The sequence below is a fragment of the Acidovorax sp. SUPP2825 genome (genome assembly GCF_030158995.1).
In the GTDB taxonomy this organism is placed as follows: domain Bacteria; phylum Pseudomonadota; class Gammaproteobacteria; order Burkholderiales; family Burkholderiaceae_C; genus Paracidovorax.
Window position 1 is genome coordinate 190695 of the sequence record NZ_BQXK01000005.1, and the last position, 23065, is coordinate 213759.

Annotated in this window: 26 protein-coding genes; 18 read left to right on the forward strand and 8 right to left on the reverse strand. The window is 68.4% G+C overall.

What is annotated here, in order from left to right:
• Position 1: 1 nt before the first annotated feature.
• The 11 genes from mlaD to hisD all read left to right on the forward strand — a co-directional run bounded on the left by mlaD (position 2) and on the right by hisD (position 8450).
• Entirely contained in the window at positions 2–505 is a 504-nt protein-coding gene (gene mlaD, locus AVAK2825_RS08655) for an outer membrane lipid asymmetry maintenance protein MlaD (protein WP_284396724.1), read from the forward strand.
• Positions 502–1266 (forward strand): MlaA family lipoprotein, encoded by a 765-nt coding sequence (locus tag AVAK2825_RS08660; protein WP_272567588.1) that lies wholly within the window; start codon positions 502–504, stop codon positions 1264–1266. The genes mlaD and AVAK2825_RS08660 overlap by 4 nt, the downstream gene beginning before the upstream one ends.
• A 140-nt stretch (positions 1267–1406) precedes the next feature.
• Positions 1407–2051 (forward strand): MlaC/ttg2D family ABC transporter substrate-binding protein, encoded by a 645-nt coding sequence (locus tag AVAK2825_RS08665; protein ID WP_284396725.1) that lies wholly within the window; start codon positions 1407–1409, stop codon positions 2049–2051.
• A gap of 22 nt (positions 2052–2073) precedes the next feature.
• Complete coding sequence (locus tag AVAK2825_RS08670) at positions 2074–2343, forward strand: STAS domain-containing protein (RefSeq protein WP_272567591.1); 270 nt, start codon at positions 2074–2076, stop codon at positions 2341–2343.
• A 175-nt stretch (positions 2344–2518) separates the two neighbouring features.
• On the forward strand, positions 2519–3496 hold the full coding sequence (locus AVAK2825_RS08675; protein WP_284396726.1) for an ABC transporter ATP-binding protein: 978 nt from the start codon (positions 2519–2521) through the stop codon (positions 3494–3496).
• Positions 3493–4248 (forward strand): ABC transporter permease, encoded by a 756-nt coding sequence (locus AVAK2825_RS08680; RefSeq protein WP_272567593.1) that lies wholly within the window; start codon positions 3493–3495, stop codon positions 4246–4248. The genes AVAK2825_RS08675 and AVAK2825_RS08680 overlap by 4 nt, the downstream gene beginning before the upstream one ends.
• A 37-nt stretch (positions 4249–4285) precedes the next feature.
• Positions 4286–4528, forward strand: coding sequence for a BolA family protein (locus AVAK2825_RS08685; RefSeq protein ID WP_272567594.1), 243 nt, complete (start codon positions 4286–4288; stop codon positions 4526–4528).
• A gap of 94 nt (positions 4529–4622) precedes the next feature.
• The gene (murA, locus tag AVAK2825_RS08690) at positions 4623–5906 is read left to right on the forward strand and encodes a UDP-N-acetylglucosamine 1-carboxyvinyltransferase (RefSeq protein WP_284396727.1); all 1284 of its coding nucleotides are present in this window, start codon (positions 4623–4625) and stop codon (positions 5904–5906) included.
• 70 nt (positions 5907–5976) lie between these two features.
• Entirely contained in the window at positions 5977–6621 is a 645-nt protein-coding gene (hisG, locus tag AVAK2825_RS08695; protein ID WP_442867359.1) for an ATP phosphoribosyltransferase, read from the forward strand.
• Between the two features lie 116 nt (positions 6622–6737).
• Positions 6738–7091 (forward strand): hypothetical protein, encoded by a 354-nt coding sequence (locus AVAK2825_RS08700; protein ID WP_272567598.1) that lies wholly within the window; start codon positions 6738–6740, stop codon positions 7089–7091.
• Between the two features lie 45 nt (positions 7092–7136).
• Positions 7137–8450 (forward strand): histidinol dehydrogenase, encoded by a 1314-nt coding sequence (hisD, locus tag AVAK2825_RS08705; protein WP_284396728.1) that lies wholly within the window; start codon positions 7137–7139, stop codon positions 8448–8450.
• 204 nt (positions 8451–8654) lie between these two features.
• Here the strand turns inward: hisD and AVAK2825_RS08710 are convergent, their stop codons facing one another.
• Entirely contained in the window at positions 8655–8822 is a 168-nt protein-coding gene (locus tag AVAK2825_RS08710; protein WP_284396729.1) for a hypothetical protein, read from the reverse strand.
• Positions 8823–8974: 152 nt separating this feature from the next.
• Between AVAK2825_RS08710 and AVAK2825_RS08715 the strand changes: the two genes are divergently transcribed.
• Genes AVAK2825_RS08715 through hisA form a run of 7 tightly spaced genes read left to right on the forward strand, consistent with a single transcriptional unit; the run spans position 8975 to position 14445 of the window.
• Positions 8975–10426 (forward strand): aminotransferase-like domain-containing protein, encoded by a 1452-nt coding sequence (locus AVAK2825_RS08715; protein WP_284396730.1) that lies wholly within the window; start codon positions 8975–8977, stop codon positions 10424–10426.
• 59 nt (positions 10427–10485) lie between these two features.
• Entirely contained in the window at positions 10486–10710 is a 225-nt protein-coding gene (locus AVAK2825_RS08720; RefSeq protein WP_284396732.1) for a CopG family transcriptional regulator, read from the forward strand.
• Complete coding sequence (locus AVAK2825_RS08725) at positions 10707–11159, forward strand: PIN domain-containing protein (protein WP_284396735.1); 453 nt, start codon at positions 10707–10709, stop codon at positions 11157–11159. The genes AVAK2825_RS08720 and AVAK2825_RS08725 overlap by 4 nt, the downstream gene beginning before the upstream one ends.
• Positions 11156–12286, forward strand: a complete 1131-nt coding sequence (locus AVAK2825_RS08730) for a pyridoxal phosphate-dependent aminotransferase (protein WP_284396737.1) — start codon at positions 11156–11158, stop codon at positions 12284–12286. The genes AVAK2825_RS08725 and AVAK2825_RS08730 overlap by 4 nt, the downstream gene beginning before the upstream one ends.
• Positions 12283–12921, forward strand: a complete 639-nt coding sequence (gene hisB, locus AVAK2825_RS08735; protein ID WP_272567608.1) for an imidazoleglycerol-phosphate dehydratase HisB — start codon at positions 12283–12285, stop codon at positions 12919–12921. Before AVAK2825_RS08730 ends, hisB begins: the two co-directional genes overlap by 4 nt.
• A gap of 51 nt (positions 12922–12972) precedes the next feature.
• Positions 12973–13641 carry an imidazole glycerol phosphate synthase subunit HisH gene (gene hisH, locus AVAK2825_RS08740; RefSeq protein ID WP_284396740.1) on the forward strand — a complete coding sequence of 223 codons (669 nt, stop codon included), beginning with the start codon at positions 12973–12975 and terminating at the stop codon, positions 13639–13641.
• Positions 13642–13698: 57 nt separating this feature from the next.
• The gene (gene hisA / locus AVAK2825_RS08745; RefSeq protein WP_284396741.1) at positions 13699–14445 is read left to right on the forward strand and encodes a 1-(5-phosphoribosyl)-5-[(5-phosphoribosylamino)methylideneamino]imidazole-4-carboxamide isomerase; all 747 of its coding nucleotides are present in this window, start codon (positions 13699–13701) and stop codon (positions 14443–14445) included.
• Between the two features lie 170 nt (positions 14446–14615).
• On the opposite strand, the gene AVAK2825_RS08750 is transcribed toward hisA, so the two are convergent.
• From AVAK2825_RS08750 to AVAK2825_RS08780, 7 genes are all read right to left on the reverse strand, one after another.
• A complete protein-coding gene (locus AVAK2825_RS08750; protein ID WP_284396743.1) occupies positions 14616–15821 on the reverse strand; it encodes a spherulation-specific family 4 protein in 1206 nt (401 codons plus the stop codon).
• Between the two features lie 86 nt (positions 15822–15907).
• Positions 15908–17128, reverse strand: a complete 1221-nt coding sequence (locus AVAK2825_RS08755) for a spherulation-specific family 4 protein (RefSeq protein WP_284396745.1) — start codon at positions 17126–17128, stop codon at positions 15908–15910.
• 71 nt (positions 17129–17199) lie between these two features.
• Complete coding sequence (gene pelG / locus AVAK2825_RS08760; protein ID WP_284396747.1) at positions 17200–18573, reverse strand: exopolysaccharide Pel transporter PelG; 1374 nt, start codon at positions 18571–18573, stop codon at positions 17200–17202.
• The gene (gene pelF / locus AVAK2825_RS08765; RefSeq protein ID WP_284396748.1) at positions 18573–20105 is read right to left on the reverse strand and encodes a GT4 family glycosyltransferase PelF; all 1533 of its coding nucleotides are present in this window, start codon (positions 20103–20105) and stop codon (positions 18573–18575) included. Before pelF ends, pelG begins: the two co-directional genes overlap by 1 nt.
• A complete protein-coding gene (locus tag AVAK2825_RS08770; RefSeq protein WP_284396750.1) occupies positions 20102–21115 on the reverse strand; it encodes a tetratricopeptide repeat protein in 1014 nt (337 codons plus the stop codon). The genes pelF and AVAK2825_RS08770 overlap by 4 nt, the downstream gene beginning before the upstream one ends.
• Complete coding sequence (locus AVAK2825_RS08775) at positions 21108–22508, reverse strand: PelD GGDEF domain-containing protein (RefSeq protein WP_284396752.1); 1401 nt, start codon at positions 22506–22508, stop codon at positions 21108–21110. The genes AVAK2825_RS08770 and AVAK2825_RS08775 overlap by 8 nt, the downstream gene beginning before the upstream one ends.
• Positions 22509–22512: 4 nt before the next feature.
• The gene (locus AVAK2825_RS08780) at positions 22513–23064 is read right to left on the reverse strand and encodes a penicillin-binding protein activator LpoB (RefSeq protein WP_284396754.1); all 552 of its coding nucleotides are present in this window, start codon (positions 23062–23064) and stop codon (positions 22513–22515) included.
• Between the last annotated feature and the right edge of the window lies 1 nt (position 23065).

Below are 23065 nucleotides of genomic sequence, written 5' to 3' on the forward strand. Positions count from 1 at the left end.
CATGCAGCATTCCAAGAACGATATCTGGGTCGGCCTGTTCGTCCTGCTGGGCGGCGCGGCGCTGGTCTTTCTGGCCTTGCAGTCGGCCAACCTGCTCAAGTTGAACTTCCAGACCGGCTACCAGGTCACCGCGCTGTTCGACAACATCGGCGGCTTGAAGCCCCAGGCGGCGGTGCGCAGCGCCGGCGTGGTGGTGGGCCGCGTGCAGTCCATCACCTTCGACGACAAGAGCTTCCAGGCCAAGGTGACGCTGGAGTTGCAAAAGCGCTACGCGTTCCCCAAGGACAGCTCGCTCAAGATCCTCACGAGCGGCCTGCTGGGCGACCAGTACATCGGCATCCAGGCCGGTGCCGACGAGGCCAACCTGGCGGAAGGCGACAAGATCTCCTCCACCCAGTCGGCCGTGGTGCTGGAAAACCTGATCGGACAATTTCTCTATGGCAAGGCAGAGGGCGGTGGCAACAGCAGCAGCGCGCCTTCCTCCAGCACAGGTGGCAAAAAATGACGACAACAACGACCATGAAACGGGCCCTGGCCCACGGCAGCGCACTGGCATTGGGCGCGCTCTTCCTGACGGGCTGCGCCAGCGGCCCCGGGGCCAACCCGCGTGACCCGCTGGAGCCCTACAACCGCAGCATGACGAACTTCAACGACAACGTCGATTCGATCATCCTGCGGCCGGTCGCCACGGCCTACCGCGACATCACGCCCGCGCCCGTGCGCACCGGCGTGAGCAACTTCTTCTCCAACCTGGGCGATGCCTGGTCGTTCGTGAACAACCTGCTGCAGCTGCGCGGCGAGGGCGCGCTCAACAGCCTGGTGCGCTTCAACGTGAACACGGTGTTCGGCCTAGGGGGCGTGTTCGACGTGGCCAGCGAAATGGGCGTGGACCGCGCCAAGCAGGACTTCGGCCTCACGCTCGGCCACTGGGGCATTCCCACCGGCCCGTACCTCGTGCTGCCGCTGCTGGGCCCGTCCACCGTGCGCGACACGCTGGCGCTGCCTGTCGATGCCAAGGGCGACCTCGTCTCGTACGTGGACCCGGTGTCGGCGCGCAATTCGCTGTATGCCCTGCGCGTGGTGAACATCCGCTCCAACCTGCTGCGCGCCAGCTCGGTGCTGGACACCGCGGCGCTCGACAAGTACAGCTTCACGCGCGATGTGTTCCTACAGGTTCGCAGCCAGGAAGGCGGCGCGCCGGCCACCAGCGGCGAGCAAGAATACGACGACGGCGGCGGCAAGCTGCCCGAAGAGCCGGCGCGCTGACGGGCCTCGGCCTTTGCGCGGCGCGGTTGCAGTTGCTTGCATCCGTGCACCGGACCGACGCATCTGGGCGCCGGCCCGACCCGAGAATGAACGAATCGAAGGGACGCCGTCTGGGCGTGCCCGAGGAAGGAACGACACTGATGATGAATCGACGCACCCTGGGCCACGCCGCCCTCTGCACCGCTGCCGTGCTCTGGCTGGGCGCCCCGCTGGCCGCCCTGGCCGCCGAAGAAGCCCCCGATGCGCTGGTCAAGCGCCTGTCGGCCGACGTGCTGGAAACCGTCCGCAACGACAAGAGCATCAAGGCCGGCGACGTGAACAAGATCATGGCGCTGGTCGACAAGACCATCCTGCCGCACGTCAATTTCCGCCGCATGACCGCCGCGGCCGTGGGCCCGGGCTGGCGCCAGGCCACGCCCGAGCAGCAAAAGCGGCTGCAGGACGAGTTCAAGACGCTGCTGGTGCGCACCTATTCGGGCGCATTGAGCCAGGTGAACGACCAGACCATCACCGTCAAGCCCCTGCGCATGGCTGCGGACGACAAGGACGTGCTGGTGCGCACCGAGATCCAGGGCCGTGGCGACCCGATCCAGCTCGACTACCGCCTGGAGAAGACGCCCGGCGACGGCGCCGGCTGGAAGATCTACAACCTGAACGTGCTCGGTGTGTGGCTGGTGGAAACCTACCGCGGCCAGTTCGCGCAGGAGATCAATGCCAAGGGCGTGGACGGCCTGATCGAGTCGCTGGTGGCCCGCAACAAGGCCAACGCCGCCAAGGGCGGTTGACCGTTCGCCGGAGCCGATCGCGATGCTGGTGCTTCCTTCGGAACTGACCCATGCCCAGGCCAATGCGAGCTTGCGCATGCTGCTGCAGGGGCTCAAGGCCAACCGCGACGAGCTGCTGGTGGTGGATGCCAGCGCGTTGACCACGTTCGACTCGTCGGCGCTGGCGGTGCTGCTGGGTTGCCGCCGCGCCGCGCTGCTGGAAGGCAAGCGGTTCGAGGTGAAGTCGCTGCCGGACGGGCTGCAAAAGCTCGCCGGCCTGTACGGCGTGGGCGAGCTGCTGCCGGCTGCCTGAGCCCTCCGGGCGCGGCGCCTGCACGGGGTGCCCGGCCCGTCCGGTGCCTGGCTGCCGCACCGCCCGGTGCGCCCGTAGCGCCGTGCGGGCGTGACTCGCCGACCATCGCTCTTTTCCTTTCCCATCGCCTTGCGCGGGCACCGGTTGCCGGCACGCCGTAAAATCACCGGCTCCCATGCCCGCAGTCTCCTTCCAGTCCGTCTCCAAAACCTATTCCACGCCCAAAGGCCCTTTCCAGGCGCTCGACAACGTCAGCCTGGATATCGAGGAGGGCGAGTTCTTCGGCCTGCTCGGGCCGAACGGCGCGGGCAAGACCACCCTCATCAGCATCCTTGCCGGCCTCGCCCGTGCCACCAGCGGCCACGTGCGCGTGCAGGGCAGCGATGTGCAGGTCGATTTCGCCGCCGCCCGCCGCAAGCTGGGCGTGGTGCCGCAGGAGCTGGTGTTCGACCCGTTCTTCAACGTGCGCGAGGCGCTGCGCATCCAGTCCGGCTACTTCGGCGTGAAGAACAACGAGGCCTGGATCGACGAACTGCTGGAAAACCTGGGCCTGGCCGACAAGGCCGGCTCCAACATGCGCCAGCTCTCGGGCGGCATGAAGCGCCGCGTGCTGGTGGCCCAGGCCCTGGTGCACAAGCCGCCGATCATCGTGCTCGACGAGCCCACGGCGGGCGTGGACGTCGAGCTGCGCCAGACGCTGTGGCACTTCGTCGCCCGCCTGAACAAGGAAGGCCACACGGTGCTGCTCACCACCCATTACCTGGAAGAGGCCGAGGCGCTGTGCAACCGCATCGCCATGCTCAAGCGCGGCCGCATGGTGGCACTGTCCACCACCTCCGACCTGCTGCACGGGGCCTCGACCAACGTGATGCGCTTCAAGACCGATGACGCGCTGCCGCCCGCCCTGGCGGCCGTCGCCCGGGTGACCGGCCGCGTGGTGCAGCTGCCCGCGCAGGACGCGCAGGACATCGAGCGCCACCTGGCCGTGCTGCGCGCCGCGGGCGTGGCGGTGCACGACGTGGAGATCCGCAAGGCCGATCTGGAGGACGTGTTCCTCAACGTGATGGCGCAAAGCAGCTACCCCGACCCGGCGCGCGAGCCCGCGCCGCCCGAAGGACCCGAGGCCACGGCCGAAGGCGGGGTGCGCCTATGACCGGCTGGCAGACCCTGTTCTACAAAGAGGTGCTGCGTTTCTGGAAGGTGAGCTTCCAGACCGTGGCCGCGCCCGTGCTCACGGCCGTGCTGTACCTGCTGATCTTCGGCCACGTGCTGGAAGACCACGTGAAGGTGTACGACCGCATCAGCTACACCGCCTTCCTGATTCCCGGCCTGGTGATGATGAGCATCCTGCAGAACGCCTTCGCCAACAGCTCCTCCAGCCTGGTGCAGAGCAAGATCATGGGCAGCCTGGTGTTCGTGCTGCTCACGCCGCTGTCGCACTGGGCGTGGTTCGTGGCCTACGTGGGCTCGTCCATCGTGCGCGGGCTGGTCGTGGGGCTGGGCGTGTTCGTGGTGACGCTGGCGTTCGCACGGCCCGATTTCGCCGCGCCGCTGTGGATCCTGGCGTTCGCGTTGCTGGGCGCGGCGCTGCTGTCCACACTGGGGCTGATCGCCGGGCTGTGGGCCGACAAGTTCGACCAGATGGCGGCGTTCCAGAACTTCGTGATCGTGCCCATGACGTTCCTGTCGGGCGTGTTCTATTCCATCCAGTCGCTGCCGCCGTTCTGGCAGACGGTGAGCCACCTGAACCCGTTCTTCTACATGATCGACGGCTTTCGCTACGGCTTCTTCGGCCAGAGCGACACGTCGCCGTGGCTGAGCCTGGGCATCGTGGGCATCGCCTGGCTGCTGGTCAGCGCGCTGGCGGTGCACCTGCTGCGCACCGGCTACAAGATTCGCAATTGACGACGCGACGACGCACCCACGACCCCCGAGTTCATCCATGACCGCCGACCAACTCAAAGACCTCATCGCCGCCGGCCTGCCTTGCGAGCACCTCGCGCTGGAAGGCGACGGACGGCACTGGTACGCCACCATCGTCTCGGCCGAGTTCGAAGGCAAGCGTGCCATCCAGCGCCACCAGCGCGTCTATGCCACGCTGGGCACCCGCATGCAGACCGACGAGGTGCATGCGCTGTCCATGAAGACCTTCACGCCCGCCGAGTGGGCCGCGCAGGGCGCCTGACGGCCTGCGGGCGAATGCTCACTTTTTGATAGCTATATGCCCTAGTGTTGATTGCGCTGGCGGCACTTTTGACTGAAAAACCGGGCTCGATGCCATGGACAAACTCCTGATTCGCGGCGGCCGCGCGCTGCATGGCGAGGTGCTGGTTTCCGGCGCCAAGAACGCCGCCCTGCCCGAGCTGTGCGCGGCGCTGCTCACGGCCGAGCCCATCACGCTGCTGAACGTGCCCCAGCTGCAGGACGTGGCGACCATGCTCAAGCTCATCCGCAACATGGGCGTGGCGGCCGAGCGCTCGCCGGACGGCACGGTGCGCATCGATGCGGGCGCGCTCTCCACGCCCGAGGCGCCCTACGAACTGGTCAAGACCATGCGCGCCTCGGTGCTGGCCCTGGGGCCGCTGCTGGCGCGCTTCGGCGAGGCGACCGTGTCGCTGCCGGGCGGCTGCGCCATCGGCTCGCGCCCGGTGGACCAGCACATCAAGGGCCTGACCGCCATGGGCGCCGAGATCCTGGTGGAGCACGGCTACATGATCGCCAGGCTGCCGGCGGGCGCCACACGCCTGAAGGGCGCGCGCATCACCACCGACATGGTCACCGTCACCGGCACCGAGAACTTCCTCATGGCCGCCACGCTGGCCGAGGGTGAGACGGTGCTGGAGAACGCCGCGCAGGAGCCCGAGATTTCCGACCTGGCCGAGATGCTGATCGCCATGGGCGCCCGGATCGAAGGCCACGGCACCAGCCGCATCCGCATCCAGGGCGTGGAGCGCCTGCACGGCGCCACGCACCGCGTGGTGGCCGACCGCATCGAGGCCGGCACTTTCCTGTGCGCCGTGGCGGCCACGGGCGGCGAGGCCCTGCTGCGCCACGGCCGCGCCGACCACCTGGACGCCGTGATCGAGAAGCTGCGCGAAGCCGGCGTGCAGGTGCAGGCCGAGCCGGACGGCATCCGCGTCAAGAGCCCGGGCGCCGCGCAATTGCGGGCGCAGGGCTTTCGCACCACCGAGTACCCCGGCTTTCCCACCGACATGCAGGCGCAGTTCATGGCGCTGAACGTGGTGGCGCAGGGCACGTCCACGGTCACCGAGACCATCTTCGAGAACCGCTTCATGCACGTGGACGAGCTCGCGCGCCTGGGCGCCAGGATCCAGACCGACGGCAAGGTCGCGGTGATCGAGGGCCTGGGCAGCACGGCCGCGCGCCTGTCCGGCGCCACGGTGATGGCCACCGACCTGCGCGCCTCGGCCAGCCTCGTCATCGCCGGGCTGGTGGCGGACGGCGCGACCGTGGTGGACCGCATCTACCACCTGGACCGCGGCTACGACTGCATGGAAGCCAAGCTGCGCGGCCTCGGGGCCGACATCGAGAGGGCGGCGTGAGCCGCCTTCGCCGCCCCCCGGTTCCCTGGCGCGTGGCGGCCGGGTTCCTTTTTTCTTCACCCCTATGACCATGATCACTCTTGCCCTGTCCAAGGGCCGCATCTTCGACGAAGCCCTGCCCATGCTGGCCGCCGCCGGCATCGCGGTGCTGGACGACCCCGAGAAGTCGCGCAAGCTCATCCTGACCACCAACCAGCCCGACGTGCGCGTGGTGCTGGTGCGCGCCTCCGATGTGCCGACCTACGTGCAGTACGGCGGCGCCGACCTGGGCGTGACGGGCAAGGACACGCTCATCGAGCACGGCGGCCAGGGGCTGTACCAGCCGCTGGATCTGCAGATCGCCAAGTGCCGGGTGAGCGTGGCGGTGCGGGACGACTTCGACTACGTCCGCGCGGTGCAGCAGGGCTCGCGCCTGCGGGTGGCGACCAAGTACACCGCCATCGCGCGCGATTTCTTCGCCACCAAGGGCGTGCACGTGGACATGATCAAGCTCTACGGCAGCATGGAACTGGCGCCGCTCACGGGGCTGGCCGATGCCATCGTCGATCTGGTGTCCACGGGCAACACGCTGCGGGCCAACCACCTGGTGGAGGTGGAGCGGATCATGGACATCAGCTCGCACCTGGTGGTGAACCAGGCGGCGCTCAAGCTCAAGCAGGCGCCGCTGCGCCGCATCATCGACGCGTTCGCGTCGGTCATCCCCGCCGGCGGCTGACGTTGCGCGGGCGCCTCAGATCGCAGCCCACGCCGGCCAGGACACGGCAGAATCCGGGCTGTGTCGAGAAAATTGTTTCTCGATGCATCTTGTGTTTCAAAAATCTGAGGTGTTCCATGTTCAAGAAAATCCTGGTGCTGGGCTGTCTGGCGCTGAGCGGCGCCTCCTTTGCCGCCGATGCCGACTTCACGCTGGTCAATCGCACCGGCTATGCGCTCAACGAGGTCTATATTTCGCCCACCAAGATGGACAAATGGGGCAGCGACCGCCTGGGCCGCAACCAGCTGGTGAACGGCGCCTCGCGCAAGTTCAAGTTCGGCGACACCAAGCACTGCATCCAGGACATCAAGGTCGTGTTCACCGACGACGCCTCGGAAGTCGAGTGGGAGGGTCTCAACCTCTGCGAACTCGACAAGATCACGCTCAAGTACAACCGCAAGACGGGCGATGTGTCGGCAGAGACCGAATGAGCCCGGCGGCCCCTTCTTCCCCTTTGCGATAGAGATAGAAAAGCCATGAAAGCCACGCCTGTTCGTTTGCGTACCGATAGCGCCGATTTCGAGGCCGCGTTCCGGGACCGCCTGCATTGGTCCGCCGAGACCGATGCCGCCATCGAGCAGCGCGTGGCCGACATCCTGGCCGACGTGCAGGCCCGCGGCGACGCGGCCGTGCTGGAATACACGCGCCGTTTCGACGGCCTGCAGGCCGATTCCATGGCCGGGCTGGAGCTGTCGCAGGACGAACTGAAGGCCGCCTTCGAGACCATTCCCACCGCGCAGCGCGAGGCCCTGGAGGCCGCCGCTGCCCGCGTGCGCCGCTACCACGAGGCGCAGCGCAAGGCCAGCGGCGAAAGCTGGAGCTACCGCGACGAGGACGGCACGCTCTTGGGCCAGAAGGTCACGCCGCTCGACCGCGTGGGTATCTACGTGCCCGGTGGCAAGGCCGCGTACCCCTCGAGCGTGCTGATGAACGCCATTCCCGCGCACGTGGCGGGCGTGGGCGAGATCATCATGGTGGTGCCCACCCCGCAGGGCGCGCGCAACCCGCTGGTGCTGGCCGCCGCCCACGTGGCCGGCGTGACGCGTGCCTTCACCTTGGGGGGCGCGCAGGCCGTGGCCGCACTGGCCTACGGCACGGCCACGGTTCCGAAGGTGGACAAGATCACCGGCCCCGGCAATGCCTATGTGGCGAGCGCCAAGAAGCGCGTGTTCGGCACCGTGGGCATCGACATGATCGCCGGCCCGAGCGAAATCCTGGTGCTGGCCGACGGCTCCACACCGCCCGACTGGGTGGCCATGGACCTGTTCAGCCAGGCCGAGCACGATGAACTCGCGCAGTCCATCCTGCTGAGCCCCGACGCCGCCTACATCGACGCGGTGCAGGCCGCCATCGACCGGCTGCTGCCCACCATGCCCCGTGCCGAGATCATCGCCAAGAGCCTCACCGGCCGCGGCGCGCTGATCCTCACCCGCGACATGGAAGAGGCCTGCGCCATCAGCAACCGCATCGCGCCCGAGCACCTGGAGGTCTCGAGCCGCGAGCCCCACCGCTGGGAGCCGCTGCTGCGGCACGCCGGGGCGATCTTTCTCGGGGCCTACACCAGCGAATCGCTGGGCGACTACTGCGCCGGCCCCAACCATGTGCTGCCCACCAGCGGCACGGCCCGCTTCTCGTCGCCGCTGGGCGTGTACGACTTTCAAAAGCGCAGCAGCCTCATCGAGGTGAGCGAGGCCGGTGCGCAGACGCTGGGCAAGATCGCGGCCGAGCTGGCCTACGGTGAGGGCCTGCAGGCCCACGCGCGGGCGGCCGAAATGCGCATCAAGCCCTAACTAAACACGGGCCAGCTCCACGCGGGCCGCCCGCGCGGGACCCTGCGCATCGCGGGTGCCGCCATGGGTGGCGGGCCCGCACCGCCAGGCCAGCCTCGCGGCCTGCACGCCTTCGGCGCTCACCCGCAGCTTGGCGGGGCCGGGCAGGTCCAGGCGCTCGCCGGCCGTCAGAAAATAGTCTTCCTCGCAGCCATCGCACGTGACTCAGGCGCAGCCCTGCAGTACCTCCAGCACGGCGGACTGATGGGCCGGGCAGGCGAGGGTCTGCACGGGTGCGAGCGGCGGCAGGGTCCAGTGCGTGGCTGATGGGCCGGCGGCGGCGGCAGGCAAGGAGGGCCGGGCGGCCGGGGTGGGGTGCGTCAGGGAGTTCATGGGATCGACTGTGCTCGGGCGTGCCAGGGCGCACCAGCCACAGTCGCCCGCCATGTCGGCCAGTGCAGATGCGCCGCAGGGCCATCTGTGTGGTACCGGTTGGCACCCATCTGTACTGCTGCATCCATTGCTGGGCAGTACAGAATCGCACGATGGACGCCGCCGACACCACGCCCCTTTATCTGCAGATCGCGGCGCAACTGGCCGAGCTGGTGCGCAACGGCACGCTGGCACGGGGCGAAAAGCTGCCGTCGGTGCGCGAGCTGGCCCGCCAGCGGGCGGTGGCGCAGAGCACCGTGGTGCAGGCCTACCACTGGCTGGAGGATGCGCGCCTCATCACCGCGCGCCCGCGTTCGGGCTTCTTCGTCGCGGCGCGCCCCGCCAGCCTGCCCGAACCGACCACGCCCCGCCCGCTGCGCCGTGCGCGCGAGGTTTCGGTGGACTGGCTGGGCCAGCGCATCCTGGGACGCGATCAGCCGGCCGACATGGTGTCGTACAGCAGCGGCACGCCCGGGCCCGAACTCTTCAACCCCGACCGGGTGCGGCGCGCGGTCACCCGCGCGGCGCAGCGCCACCGCCACCTGCTGTGCACCTATCCGTCCTCGTCCGGCCACGAGGAGGCGCGCCGTGCGCTCGCCCGCTATGCGGTGGGGCTGGGCTGCAGCCTCGACCCCGAGAACATCGTGATCACTGGGGGCTGCATGGACAGCATCGTGCTGTGCCTGCGGGCGGTCACGCGGCCCGGCGACATCGTGGCGCTGGAGTCGCCCACGCATTTCTCGTTTCTGGAGGTGCTGCAGGGGCTGCACCTGCGCGCGCTCGAAATCCCCACCCACCCGCGCCACGGCCTGTCGCTGGACGCGCTGCAGCTGGCGCTGGAGACGCAGCCCGTCAAGGCCGTGATGGTGGTGCCCACGCTCAGCAATCCGCTGGGGAGCTGCATGCCGCAGGCCGAGCGGCGGCGCCTGGCGCACCTAGCCGCGCGCCACGGCATGGCCGTGATCGAGGACGCGATCTACAACGACCTCGTCGAAGTGGACGACCTGCGCCGCACGGTCAAGTCGTACGACACCGCCGGCCACGTCATGTTGTGCGATTCGTTTTCCAAGACCCTGGCGCCCGGGCTGCGTTTGGGCTGGGTGGAGGCGGGCCGCTGGAGCCAAGCGATGCGCGCCATCAAGGACCTGCAGGCCGGCGGGCAGTCGGCGGTGCTGGAACTGGCGCTGGCCGACCTCATCACGCAGGCCGGCCATGCGGCATCGATGCGGCAGCTGCGTGCGGCGGTCGCGGCCCGCATGGACGCGGTGCGCGGTGTGATCGCCGCGCATTTTCCGCCGGGCACGCGCGTCAGCGATCCCCCGGGCGGCCTGCTGTTGTGGCTGGAACTGCCGCGTGCCCTCGACTCGGTGCTGTTGCATGAGGCCTGTCTGGCCGACGGCCTGCTCATCGCGCCGGGCACGGTGTTCAGCGCCAGCGGGCGGTTTCGCAACTGCCTGCGCATCGGCGTGGGCGGCGACTGGACGCCCGCGCACCTGCAGGGCTTGCGCACGGTGGGGGAGACGGCCACCCGCATGCTGCGGTCGGGCGCCATGCGAGTGGCTTGAAACCCCACCTAAAATCACACGAACTTCGTGCCCCACGAAGTTCGTGTAGCATTTGCCCCATGAAGAACGTGACCATCACCATGGACGACGCCGCGGCCGAGTGGGTGCGCGTGGAAGCGGCCAAGCGGGGCAGCAGCGTCTCGCGGCTGGTGGGCGAATGGCTGGCCGAGAAGATGCGGCAGGAAGATGCCTATGCCCAGGCCATGCGCGAGGCGCTGAGCTTCGAGAGCTGGGGCGCCTCCGACGGCCCCTACGTGCCGCGCGAGATCCTGTTCCAGCGATGAGCACCGCACCGATCTTCGTCGACACCGAAGTGCTGCTGTCCAGCGTGGACGACCGCGATCCGATCCGGCAGGCGCGTGCGCGCGAATGGCTCACGTTCTGCTGGCAGACACGCAGCGGCCGCGTCAGCTCGCAGGTGCTCAACGAGCTGTACAACCAGGCCATCCAGCGCTTTCGGGGGCCGCACACGCTGCAGCAGGTGCGTGCGCAGGTGCGGCGCTTTCGCGTGTGGCAGCCGCCGCACCTGGACGCCTACACCGTCGACGGCGCGTGGGATCTGCAGGACCGCTACGGCCTGGGCTACTGGGATGCGCTCATCCTGTCGTCGGCGCACCAGCAGGGCTGCCGCTACCTGCTGACCGAGGCGCTGCCGCACGACCAGCCCATGGACGCCGTGCGCCCCATCAACCCCTTCCTCATCGCTCCCCACGAACTGGACACCGCCGAATGACGAGCCCCGCCACCCCCGCTGCCACACCGCCCAGCGCCCTCGACCGCATCCGCCCCGACGTGCGCGCCATGCACGCCTACACCGTGCAGCCCTCGGCCGGCCTGCTCAAGATGGACGCGATGGAAAACCCGTTCCGCCTGCCGGCGGAGCTGCAGGCGGCCCTGGGCGAGCGGCTGGGCGCGCTGGCGCTCAACCGCTATCCCGGCGACCGCATCGCCGACCTGAAGGCCGCGCTGGCCGACTACGTCGGTATGCCGGACGGCCAGGCCATCGTGCTGGGCAACGGTTCTGACGAGCTCATCACGCTGCTGGCGCTGGCCTGCGCGCAGCCCGGCACTGGCCAGCGCGCCACGCTGCTCGCGCCCATGCCCGGCTTCGTCATGTACCCCTTGAGCGCGCAGTTGCAGGGACTGGATTTCGTCGGTGTGCCACTCACCGCCGACTTCGAACTCGACGAGCCGGCCATGCTCGCGGCCATCGTCCGGCACCGCCCGGCCATCACCTACATCGCCTACCCCAACAACCCCACCGCCACGCTGTGGGACGAGGGCGCGGTGCAGCGCATCATCGACGCCGCGGGCGCGCAGGGCGGCATCGTGGCCATGGACGAGGCCTACCAGCCCTTCGCCAGCCGCACCTGGATCGATCGCATGCGCGCCGAGCCCGGGCGCAACGCGCATGTGCTGCTGATGCGCACGCTCAGCAAGTTCGGCCTGGCCGGCGTGCGGCTGGGCTACCTGATGGGGCCCAGCGCGCTGGTGGCCGAGATCGACAAGGTGCGCCCGCCCTATAACGTGAGCGTGCTCAACTGCGAGGCCGCGCTGTTCGCCCTGGAGCATGCGGGCGTGTTCGCGGCCCAGGCGGCCGAGCTGCGGCACGAGCGCGCCGCGCTGCTGGCTGCGCTGAGGGTGCTGCCGGGCGTCGAGAAGGTCTGGGACAGCGAGGCCAACATGGTGCTGCTGCGCGTGGCCGATGCCACCCGCACCTACGAGGGCATGAAGGCCCGCAAGGTGCTCGTCAAGAACGTTTCTACAATGCACCCACTGCTGGCCAATTGCCTGCGCCTCACGGTCGGCAATGCGGCCGACAACGCCCAGATGCTCGCCGCGCTCCAGGCCTCCCTATGACCTCTTCTGCACTCGTTCCTTCCGTCCCGTCCGACAGCCCCGACGCCGACCGCATCGCGGAGGTGTCCCGCACCACGGCGGAAACCCGCATCCACGTGCGCGTGAACCTCGACGGCACGGGCGAAGCCCGCCTGTCCACGGGCATCGGCTTCTTCGACCACATGCTCGACCAGATCGCGCGCCACGGCCTGATCGATCTGCGCATCGAATGCGAGGGCGACCTGCACATCGACGGCCACCACACGGTGGAAGACGTGGGCATCACGCTCGGCCAGGCGTTCGCGCGGGCCGTGGGCGACAAGAAGGGCATCCGCCGCTACGGCCATGCCTATGTGCCGCTGGACGAGGCGCTGTCGCGCGTGGTGGTCGACTTCTCGGGCCGCCCGGGTCTGCACCTGCACATCCCGTTCACGGCGGGCAGCATCGGCGGCTTCGACACGCAGCTCACGTATGAATTTTTCCAGGGCTTCGTGAACCACGCGGGCGTCACGCTGCACATCGACAACATCAAGGGCATCAATGCCCACCACCAGTGCGAGACGGTGTTCAAGGCCTTCGCCCGCGCGCTGCGCGCCGCGCTGGAGCGCGACCCCCGTGCGGCCGGTGTCATTCCCTCCACCAAAGGGTCCCTCTGAGGTTTTCGGCTCCATGGGCCTCCAGCGCTCATCCAACATGCGCAAGCAGCTATGAAAAGTGAAGCAAAAACCGTGGCCGTCGTGGACTACGGCATGGGCAACCTGCGCTCCGTCTCGCAGGCCGTCCAGGCCGCCGCCGAGGGCACCGGCTGGACCGTCGCGGTCACCTCGCGTCCCGAGGACGTGCGCGCCGCGCAGCGCGTGGTGCTGCCGGGGCAGGGCGCCATGCCCGACTGCATGAGCGAGCTGCGCGAATCGGGCCTGCAGGCGTCGGTGCTGGAGGCTGCTGCGTCCAAGCCGATGTTCGGCGTGTGCGTGGGCATGCAGATGCTGCTGGACCGCAGCGCCGAGGGCGACACGCCCGGCCTGTCACTCATCCACGGCGAAGTGCTCAAGTTCGACCTGGCCGGCCGCCAGCAGCCGGACGGCAGCCGCTACAAGGTGCCCCAGATGGGCTGGAACCGCGTGGGCCAGGTGCGCCACGGCGGCGCGGCGCACCCTGTGTGGGCCGGCGTGCCGGACCAGAGCTACTTCTATTTCGTGCACAGCTTCTATGCGCGCCCGCGGGATGCGGCGCACTGCGCGGGCGAGGCCGACTACGGCGGCCCCTTTGCAGCGGCGATTGCGCGCGATAATATTTTTGCCACGCAATTCCATCCGGAAAAGAGCGCGGAGCACGGCCTGGCGCTCTATCGCAACTTCCTTCACTGGAATCCCTGATCTTCAACCCCTTGCCGGGCCTGCGGCCCGACCTGGCACATCCTTAGCCTTTCCATCATGCTGCTCATCCCCGCCATCGACCTCAAGGACGGACACTGCGTGCGCCTCAAGCAAGGTGACATGGACCAATCCACCACCTTCGGAGAAGACCCGGGCGCCATGGCCCGCAAGTGGGTGGAAGCCGGGGCGCGACGCCTGCACCTGGTGGACCTGAACGGCGCCTTCGCCGGCACGCCCAAGAACTACACGGCCATCAAGTCCATTCTGAAGGAAGTCGGCGACGACATCCCCGTGCAGCTCGGCGGCGGCATCCGCGATCTGGACACGATCGAGAAGTACATCGACGGCGGCCTGCGCTACGTGATCATCGGCACCGCCGCCGTGAAGAACCCCGGGTTCCTGAAAGACGCCTGCAGCGCCTTCGGCGGCCACATCATCGTGGGCCTGGATGCCAAGGACGGCAAGGTCGCGACCGACGGCTGGAGCAAGCTCACGGGCCACGAGGTGGTCGATCTGGCCAAGAAATTCGAGGACTGGGGCGTGGAGTCGATCATCTACACCGACATCGGCCGCGACGGCATGCTCTCGGGCATCAACATCGACGCCACGGTCAAGCTGGCGCAATCGCTCACCATTCCGGTCATCGCCTCGGGCGGCCTGGCCAACATGGCCGACATCGAGCAGCTTTGCGCGGTGGAAGGCGAAGGCATCGAAGGCGTGATCTGCGGCCGCGCCATCTATTCCGGCGACCTGGATTTCGCCGCGGCGCAGGCCCGTGCGGACGAATTGAACGGCGCTGCCTGACGCCTCGGTCCGGCTGCCTCAGGATGCCTTGCGGCGACTGAGGCGGGATTCAGGCTCCGGTCCTTGCAAGCCCCGGTGCCGTGCCATCCGGACCATCGGTCCGGCGGCGTTCCATCCAACGCGATGGCCTCCGAGCGCCAGGCCAACCCGGCGCCAGGCGCCGTCCGGGATCAGCAGCCCGTGACGGCCCGTCCCTGGTTCACCGCGGCCACGGTCTGCAGCAGGTTCGTCCAGTACGAAGGCAGGGCGTCCCAGGGGTTGCCGACGTCCGCCACCGGGTCGTATTCGAGGTTCGTCATGTAGATGGGGCCGGCGTTGTATCGGGCCGAGGCGGCGGTCTGCACGGCCTGCTGCATGTCGGCACAGGTGGCGGTGTTGTGCACCAGCGAGCTTTGGCGGCTGTTGGCCAGGGTGTACAGCCAGGGCGCGGTGCGCGGGTCGTAGCTGGCGTAGGTGCTGTTGCGCCCTTCGAAGGTGACGAGCACATCGGCCACCGCGGCGTAGCCGGCGGCAGGCACCATGCCGGGGTTGCCGATCACGCGCAGGCTGGCGTCCTTGGCCTTGATGTAGCTGTAGATCTCGCGGTAGAAATCGAGCCGCGTGGTCTCAGAGGCCATTTCGTCCAGGAAGATGCCGCTGATCGCCCCGCGCCCGAAGAGCGCGATGTAGTTGTCGATGTTGGCCTTGATGCTGGCCAGCGACCGCGAGCCCGTACCGTAGCCGGTATAGACATAGCCCACCACCTTGCCACCGGCCGAAACGAACGCGTTGACGGCGCTCACATAGCTGGCCTCCGCCGTGGTGAACACCCCGTTGTTGGGATTCAGGATGGCGGTGACGGACACTGCCGGATTGGCCGCCGCGCCGCTGGCCAGCAGGGCCCAGCCCTGGCCCGACGAGGGGTGGAAGTAGGCGGGCACCAGCACTTCCAGCGCCGCGGGGGCCGGGCGCAGGTACAGCACGCGTGTGGCGGTGACCGACTGGCCGGACACGCTGGTGGTGGCGCTGATCTCCTGCCGGCCTGCCGCGGCGCCGGACAGGGTAGCGGTCGCCACGCCCGCCCGCGTGGCGCTGGTGGCCGAGAACGCGCCGGGCAGGGCGGAGAAGTTCACCGCCGTGCCATCGGCCGCGTCGGCGCCGTTCACCGTGACGCGCGCGCTGATGGCCAGGGCGGCATTCGCGTTGAAGACGGCCTCCGCCTGCGGAGCGCTGAGGGTGATGGCGATGCTGGTCGGGGTGGGGGTCACCGGCGTCGTCGGGTCGGTGGAACCCCCTCCACCGCCGCCACCGCAGGCGGCCAGCAAGGCGGCGAGTGACAGGCCGCACCAGCGGGTGATGCGGGCAATGAGGGTGACGCGGGCGGGAATGCGGGGCATGGGATGTCCTTGGCGGGCGGGAATGGGGATGGCGAGGGGTTGGATGGGGACTGGTGCAATCGGCGTGCCGGGTGCGGATCTGCGGGTCAGCAGGTGGGCAGCGTGGCGCCCCGGTTGACGGAATCCACGGTGCCCAGCAGTCGGGTCCAGTAGGCCGGAAGGGTGTCCCAGGGGTTGCCTTCCTGCGTGTCGGGGTTGAAGGTGTCGTCGGTGACGTAGATCACGCCGCTGTTCACGCGGGCCGTGGCCGCCGCACGCACCGCGCCCTGCATGGCCGCGCAGTCGGCCGCGTCGTGCACCAGGGCGTTCTGGCGCGTGTTGGCCATCTGGTACAGCCAGCCGCCGCTGGCGCGGGGATCGTAGTCGGCAAAGGCCGCGTTGCGGTTCTCGAAAGTCACCAGGGTATCGGCCACGGCGGCATAGGCGGCGTTGGGCACGGTGCCCGGGTTACCCACCACGCGCAAGCTGGCACCTTTGCTCTTGATGTAGTCGAAGAGCTGCCGGTAGTAGTTGATCCGGCCGGGCGCGGACGACATCTCGTCGATGAAAAAGCCGCTCACCAGCCCGGTACCGTAGAGGCTGAGGTATTTGTCGATGTTGCCCTTGACCTTGCTGATCGAGCGCGATCCGTAGCCGGTGTACACGTAGCCCAGCAGCTTGCCGCCGGCCTGCACGAAGGCCGTGGCGGCGGCCGTGAACTCGGGGTTGGCGCGGGTGAAGACGCCGTTGCTGGGGTTGAGAATGGCCGTGACGCTGACGGAGGGGTACGCGCTGGCGCCGGCGGTCATGGCGTCCCAGGGCGAGCCCGCCGAGGGGTAGAAATACGCGGGGACCAGCACTTCCATGGGGGCGGCGGCCGGGCGCACGTAAAGGATGCGCGAGGCGGTCACGGCGCCGCCGCTCGAAGCCACCGAAGCGGTCAGGGTCTGGCGCCCCAGCCCGGCGGGGGTGAAGGTGGTGCCGGCCTCGCCGCCGCGCAGCGCGGCCACCGGCGGCGCAAAGCTGCCCGAGGTGGCGGAAAAATCGACGGACACGCCGTCAGGGATGGCGTTGGCGACCCCCGCCTGCACCGTGAGGGAGACCGGCACACTGGCTCCGGCGTCGAATACATCCTGGTCGAGCGGGGCGGCGAAGGCGGCCTGCGCACCTGCCGTGGCGGCTTCGGCTTTTTGCGCCGAGGTTTCTGCGGGTTCACTGCTGCCGCCCCCGCAGCCGGCCAGCCCTGCGGCGAGCAATCCGGAGACCGACCAGAACGCCAGCCGCAGCGCAGCGCGGCTCGGCAAGGCACGATGGATCGCGTTCGGCATGGCGCCTCCCTTTTTTCTGTGGCCCGGGTGGATTTCAGTTTTTTGCCATTGTCCACCGAACGCGGGCCGGGCTACTGCAGCATGAAGGTTTCGTACTCCAGCCGGTTGAGTTGGCGCGACAGCAGGTACATGCCGGTGCACAGCGTGAGCAGCGTGGACAGCGCGAAGCCGTAGCCATACAGGGCCGCGCCGGCATACAGCGTGAAGCCGGTGAGCGCGATATTCAGCAGCACGAACTGCACGCACAGCAGCAGCACGATGCGGCGCTGGTCCAGGTAGAAGAACACGTTCAGGATGGCCATCAGCCCCACCTGCAGGCCCGCGCCGATCACCTGAACGTGCAGCAGCGGCAGGTACAGCCGCGAGATGCCCAGCACGTCCAGCAGCGCCGGGCCGGCCACGAAGGTGACCAGGATGGCCAGCGTCTGGATCTTGCCGATCTCGCCCAGCCCTTGCTGGATCGAATACACCATCTCGTCGCGCATGGCCTCGATGTACTCGAGCGAGCCGCCGCTGCGCACCGCGTCGTAGAACTTGTCGTAGTACTCGACGAAGTCGGTCTCGATGCGCACCAGGAACACCGCCATGCCCGGAATGATGGACAGGTAGGCCAGGAACACCGGCAGGTCGTAGATGAGCGATGCGCGCAGCCCGCCGATGATGTTCTGGGACGTCGGCGGGAAGTACCAGAACATGAACTTGTCGATCCAGATCCCGAAGTTGTAGAGGAACCCGATGGCCACGAGCGACGGATACAGCAGCTTGCGCTCCGCGAAGTCGAACGCGATCAGCCGGCCCTTGGGGTTGAATTCCTGCACCACCAGGATCCACATGCCGGCCAGCAGCAGGTAGTTGCCCAGCACGAAGCCCGTGAGCAGCCCCTCCAGGCCCCAGGGGCGCATGAAGAGCGAGCCGATCACGATCACCGCGTAGGCCAGCCCGAACAGCACCACGATCTCCTTGTAGCGCTTCATGCCGGACAGCAGAACCGTCAGCACCCACACGTCGCACATCAGGGTGAAGCCCGCCAGCATCAGCATGCGGTACACCAGCCCCAGGTTGGGCAGCAGCAGGAACAGCGCGATCGTGCCCAGGGCACCGGCCACGAGCGTGACCACCAGCAGCAGCCCGTGCAGGTTGGGCAGGATGAGGTCCTTGCGCTTTTCGAAGAGCCGGTCGGACACGAAGCGCGTGAAGGCCAGCTGCACCAGCCCCGTGAGGATCAGGCTCCCCGCCACCATGTAGGTGACCGAGGTCTGGAACTGCGTGACCAGAAAGCCCGGCACCACCACGCTGGCGCTGAAGATACCGATGAGCAGGATGCCCACGATGGAGAAGACCCACGGGCCCGAGCCGATGACGCCCGCATAGGCGTAGGCCTGCACCAGGCTCACCAGCGTGTTCTTGCGCAGCATGCGGCGCAGTTCGAATCCGATGCCAGCCATCAGCGGGGGCCCTCCGTCTTCTGGAACGCGGTCTCGTACACGCGGCGGTAGCGGTCGAACATCATGGTGTCGGTGTAGTAGCGCTCCACGCGCGCAATGGCCGCCCGGCTGGCGCTCTCCCAGGCGGCAGGGTCGTTGAGCAGCGACAGCGAGGCGTCGGCCAAGCGCTGCGGATCGGCGATCGGCACCACCTTGCCCGAGGCGCCCAGCGCCTTGTCTTCATCGTCCAGCCCTTCGATGAGCTGACGGCACGACCCCACGTCGGTGGACACGGTGGGCACGCCCGCGGCGTAGCCCTCCAGGATCACCAGGGGCAGCGCCTCGCTGATCGACGACAGGATCACCAGCCCGATGCGCGGCATGAGGTCTTCCACGCGCTGAAAACCCAGGAAGCGGATGTTCTGCTCCAGCCCCAGGCTGCGCACGAGGTTCGTGCATTCCTGGGCATAGGCCGGGTCCTCCTCGGTCGGGCCGGCGATCCAGCCCTCGGCCTGCGGCAGCTGGTTGACCACGCGGCGCATGGCGCGGATGAAGGTTTTGATGTCCTTGATGGGCACCACGCGGCCGATGAGGCACAGAATCGGCGGCACCTGGGCGGGGCGCTTGTCGCGCAAGGGGGCGAAGCGGCCCAGGTTGATGCCGTTCGGGATGTTGAAGGTGCGCGATGCCTCGGCGCCATCGGTCACCTGCCGCAGCCGGTTGGTTTCGTAGAGCGCGATGATCGGGTCGGCCGCCGCGTAGCAGTAGTAGCCCAGCCATTCGAAGAACTGGATCCACATCTGGCGGAAGTACGACAGCTCGGTCGGGTCGCGCTGGAAGATGTTGCGGTTGTCGCGGATCCACTCGCTCTTGAACAGGTCGATCTTGCGTTCCTTGGTGTAGATGCCGTGCTCCGACAGGATCAGCGGCACGCCGCGCGCCTGCTCGATCAGCCCGCCGAGAAAGCCGGCGTACCCCGTGGAAGCGCAATGCACCACGCGCACCGGAATGAGCTGCTGCGCCACGCGGGCCAGCGTCCACAGCGGCTGGTACATGATGCGCACCGTCCAGAAGTAGTCCACGAACGACGGGTCGGTGCAATGGTCGCGGTAGCTCTTGCAGATGATTTCCCACGCCCGCTCGCTGTAGAGGAAATCCTCCAGCGGCAGGCGCCCGCCCGGCTGCATCTGCTGGGTGATCTCGCGGAACGCGGCCATCGTCTGCGGGCTGCGGTCGCCCGTGCGGAACGACTCGACCAGGGTGTGCACCATGTCCAGGGCCGCGCGGCTGCCCTTGCGCCGCGCGGGCAGGGTGCGCACGCCCAGGTGGTCGTAGAGGTAGTGCTCCTCGAAGTGCACGACGTTCGGCGGCAGCTCGTACTTGAACGCGGAATAGTCCTCGCGGCGGCTGCCCAGGAAGACAATGGCAAAGCGGTACTCCGGGTAGGCGCGGATGATCTGGTTGATCCAGCTCGACACGCCCCCGCTCACATAGGGGAAGGTGCCCTCCAGCAGCAGGGCCACATCCGCCTCGCTGGCTTTGGGCCCTGTCATGGCGCGCTCCAGTAGTCGAGGACGGGGCGCAGCCGGGGCAGCGCGCGCCACTGGTTGAGCTGCTGCACCAGTTCGCGCGTTTGCGCGAAGTCGCGCCGCTCGAAGCACAGTTCGGCCTGGTAGGGCAGTACGCGCGTGGCGGGCAATCCCAAGTTCCGGGCGAGCGCGTAGGCGGCTTCGGCCTCTTCCACGCGGCCCAGCAGGTGCAGCAGGCGGCCGCGGCGCAGGTTCAGTTGCGGATGGTCCGGCTGCTGCGCCAGCACCTGGTCGCAGTACTGCAGCGATTCCTTCACGGCGTGGTCGCGCAGGTCGCCCTGCACCAGTTCCTGATAAACCAGCTCCCAATACAGGTCGGACAGACGGAAGGCCGATTCGACGGTGAGCGGCCCCGGCACTTCGCCTTCGGTCTCCTTGGCCAGGCGCAGCGCATCCAGTTCGCTGTCGATGGTGCGGTTGATGCGCTTTTCCAGGGTGTCCAGCATGCCGTAGGCGAGCAGGCGCAAATCCTCGCTCGGATCGCTCAGCACCGTGCGCAGCAGGGGCGAGGCAATGCGGCCGGACACGTGCTGCAGCGCCACCATGGCGCGCATGCGTGTCTGCATCGGGGCCTGGCTGTTGCCCAAGAAGGACCGCAAACCGGACTGGCGAAAGCTCCCCTGCATGCGCTGGTGGCGATCAAACTCCGGCAGCCGCAGCGATTCGAAGTCGCCCTGCGACGAAGGGCTGCGGTAGATGCGCAGCACCACCACGGCGGCGATCACCCCGATGAATCCGACGATGGGCACGGCATAGCTGAACACCGCCATCAGGCCCAGCACCGGCGCGCGCGGCCGGGCCTGCTCGCCCGACAGCAGGGGCAGCAGAAAGAAGGACAGCATCACGCAGGCCAGGGCGTGCACCAGCAGGTAGCTCGACAGGGCCGCATCCGTGTGGCCCTGCAGCAGCGCGGGCCCGCTCCATGCGCCGATCTCCAGCAGCAGCGCGGAGATGGCGAACTTGAGGTTAAGCATGGGCCATCCCGTTCAGCCGCTTGAGCACAGCCAGGGGCTCGCCGTTCAGCGGGATGATGTGCGGAAACACGCCGGCCTCGGCCAGCGGCTTGCCGCTCTTTTGGCCCGACCAGACCTCCAGGCGGTTGATGTAGCCCTCGGCGGTGGCGTTGTCGCCCAGCGGCATCAGCATGGCGAGCACCTGGCGATCGTTGCCGGTGATGAGCCAGCTTTCGTCCAACTCGCGTTTCAGCCGCTCGATCTGGCCCGGCAGGCCGGCCTCCATGGCGCGCGGCAGAAACTCCAGCGCCACGATCACGCTGGGCACCTTGGCCGTGTCGCGGATGTGCGCCAGGCGCTGCGCTTCGAAGGCGAAGTCGGCGGGGCACTGCGGCAGCTCCTTCAGGATCGGCGCGGCCACCGTCTGCATGGCCAGGCCGTCGGTGTAGTAGCCCAGCAGCAGGTTGATGGTCTGCAGGTTCTCGGCCTGCAGCGAGAAGAACGGCATGTCCTCGATCACCAGCAGCCCGTAGATCTCGCCCCCTAAGTCCAGCAGTGGCGCTGCGGCGAGGTAGCGGGTCTGCTGCTGGTCCGCCAGCATCTGGCTCACGTGGCAGAGCTTGCGGGTTTCCAATGCCTGCTGTACGAGCGGGTCGCGCGCGTCCAGCTCGGCGCCGCTGCCGATGCGGGCCACGGCCCGGGCTTCGATGCTGTCTTCCGTGGCGGCGTACAGCGCCGCGGATTCGAGCTGGCAGTACTGGGCCAGCAGGCGCAGCAGGGTCTGCGCGCCCTGGGCCGCGTCCTCTTCGGAGCCGCCCAGCGCCTGCAGCGTGGACAGTGCATCGCGCATGGACATCGGCCGGCCGATCAGCTCCTGCTCCAGGCGGTCGTGTGACAGGCGCAGCAGGTAGTACTGGCGCACCAGGTGCTCCAGGCGCTGGTCCAGGTACAGCTGCACGTTCTCGGCCCGGCGGGTGCGCGCCTGCCAGAGGCTGGAGAACTCGCCCACCAGCATCACGAGGATCAGGCCGCCGAGAAAGAAGATCTGCGGAAAGGTGTCGTAGTGCCCGAAGTTGAGCGCCAGCCAGCCAGCCAGCAGCACGCAGGCGCCGCCCAGCCCGGCCAGCGGGCCGTAGCGCAGGGCCACGATCACCGGGGCCAGCCAGGACCAGGGGAACGCAGCCTCGCTCCACAGCGGGTCGAAGGGCTCCAGCAGCATGCCCAGCGCGAGCGCGATGATCGGCAACAGCAGCGTCTCGCCCAGCATGATGGCCGGACGGGTATCGGTGTCGGCCAGCTTGCCCAGCAGGTTGGAGGGCAGGTGCCGCACGCTCGGCTTGGCCGGCGGCTCGGGCGCGGCCGCCCCGACGCTGCGCCGCCGCTGTTCCACCGACGAGGGGGTCTCTGATGCCATGGCTTCAGCGGGCTCGGGACAGGCCGGAATCCAGCAGGTCGCGGATCAGCTTTTGCGCCACGCCGGAGAGGGCTTCGCGGCTCCAGCCGCTCTTGCCGCCGGTGCCGCTCCAGAGTGTGTCGCCGGAGGCCACATCGATGATCTGCAGCGTCACGCCCGCGGCGGGCTCGCCGTCCACGCCGACCTTGTAGCGCCATTCGTCCACCGCCCCCGTGAGGGCGTATTTCGCCTGTTGCTCGCGTGCCCAGGCCAGCACTTCCTGCTGGCGCTTGGCGTCGCCCGCATCGAACAGCGCTTCCTGCTGCGTGGTGGTGGGATAGCGCTGGATGCGGCCCACGCCTCGCGCATGCAGCAGGGCCTGCGCGATGGCTTCGGCGCGGTTGCCGGCCAGCGGGGTCTCGGTGTGGTTGGCGAACGGCAGCACCACCCACGTGGCATTGCGCTCCAGCGCGGGGGGCTCGCCCCGGTCGATGGTGGAGCAGGCGGCCAGCAGCAGCAGGGCGCCGCCGGCGGCGAAAACTTGCAGGCGTTGCAGCAGGGTGCGGTGGTGTTGCATG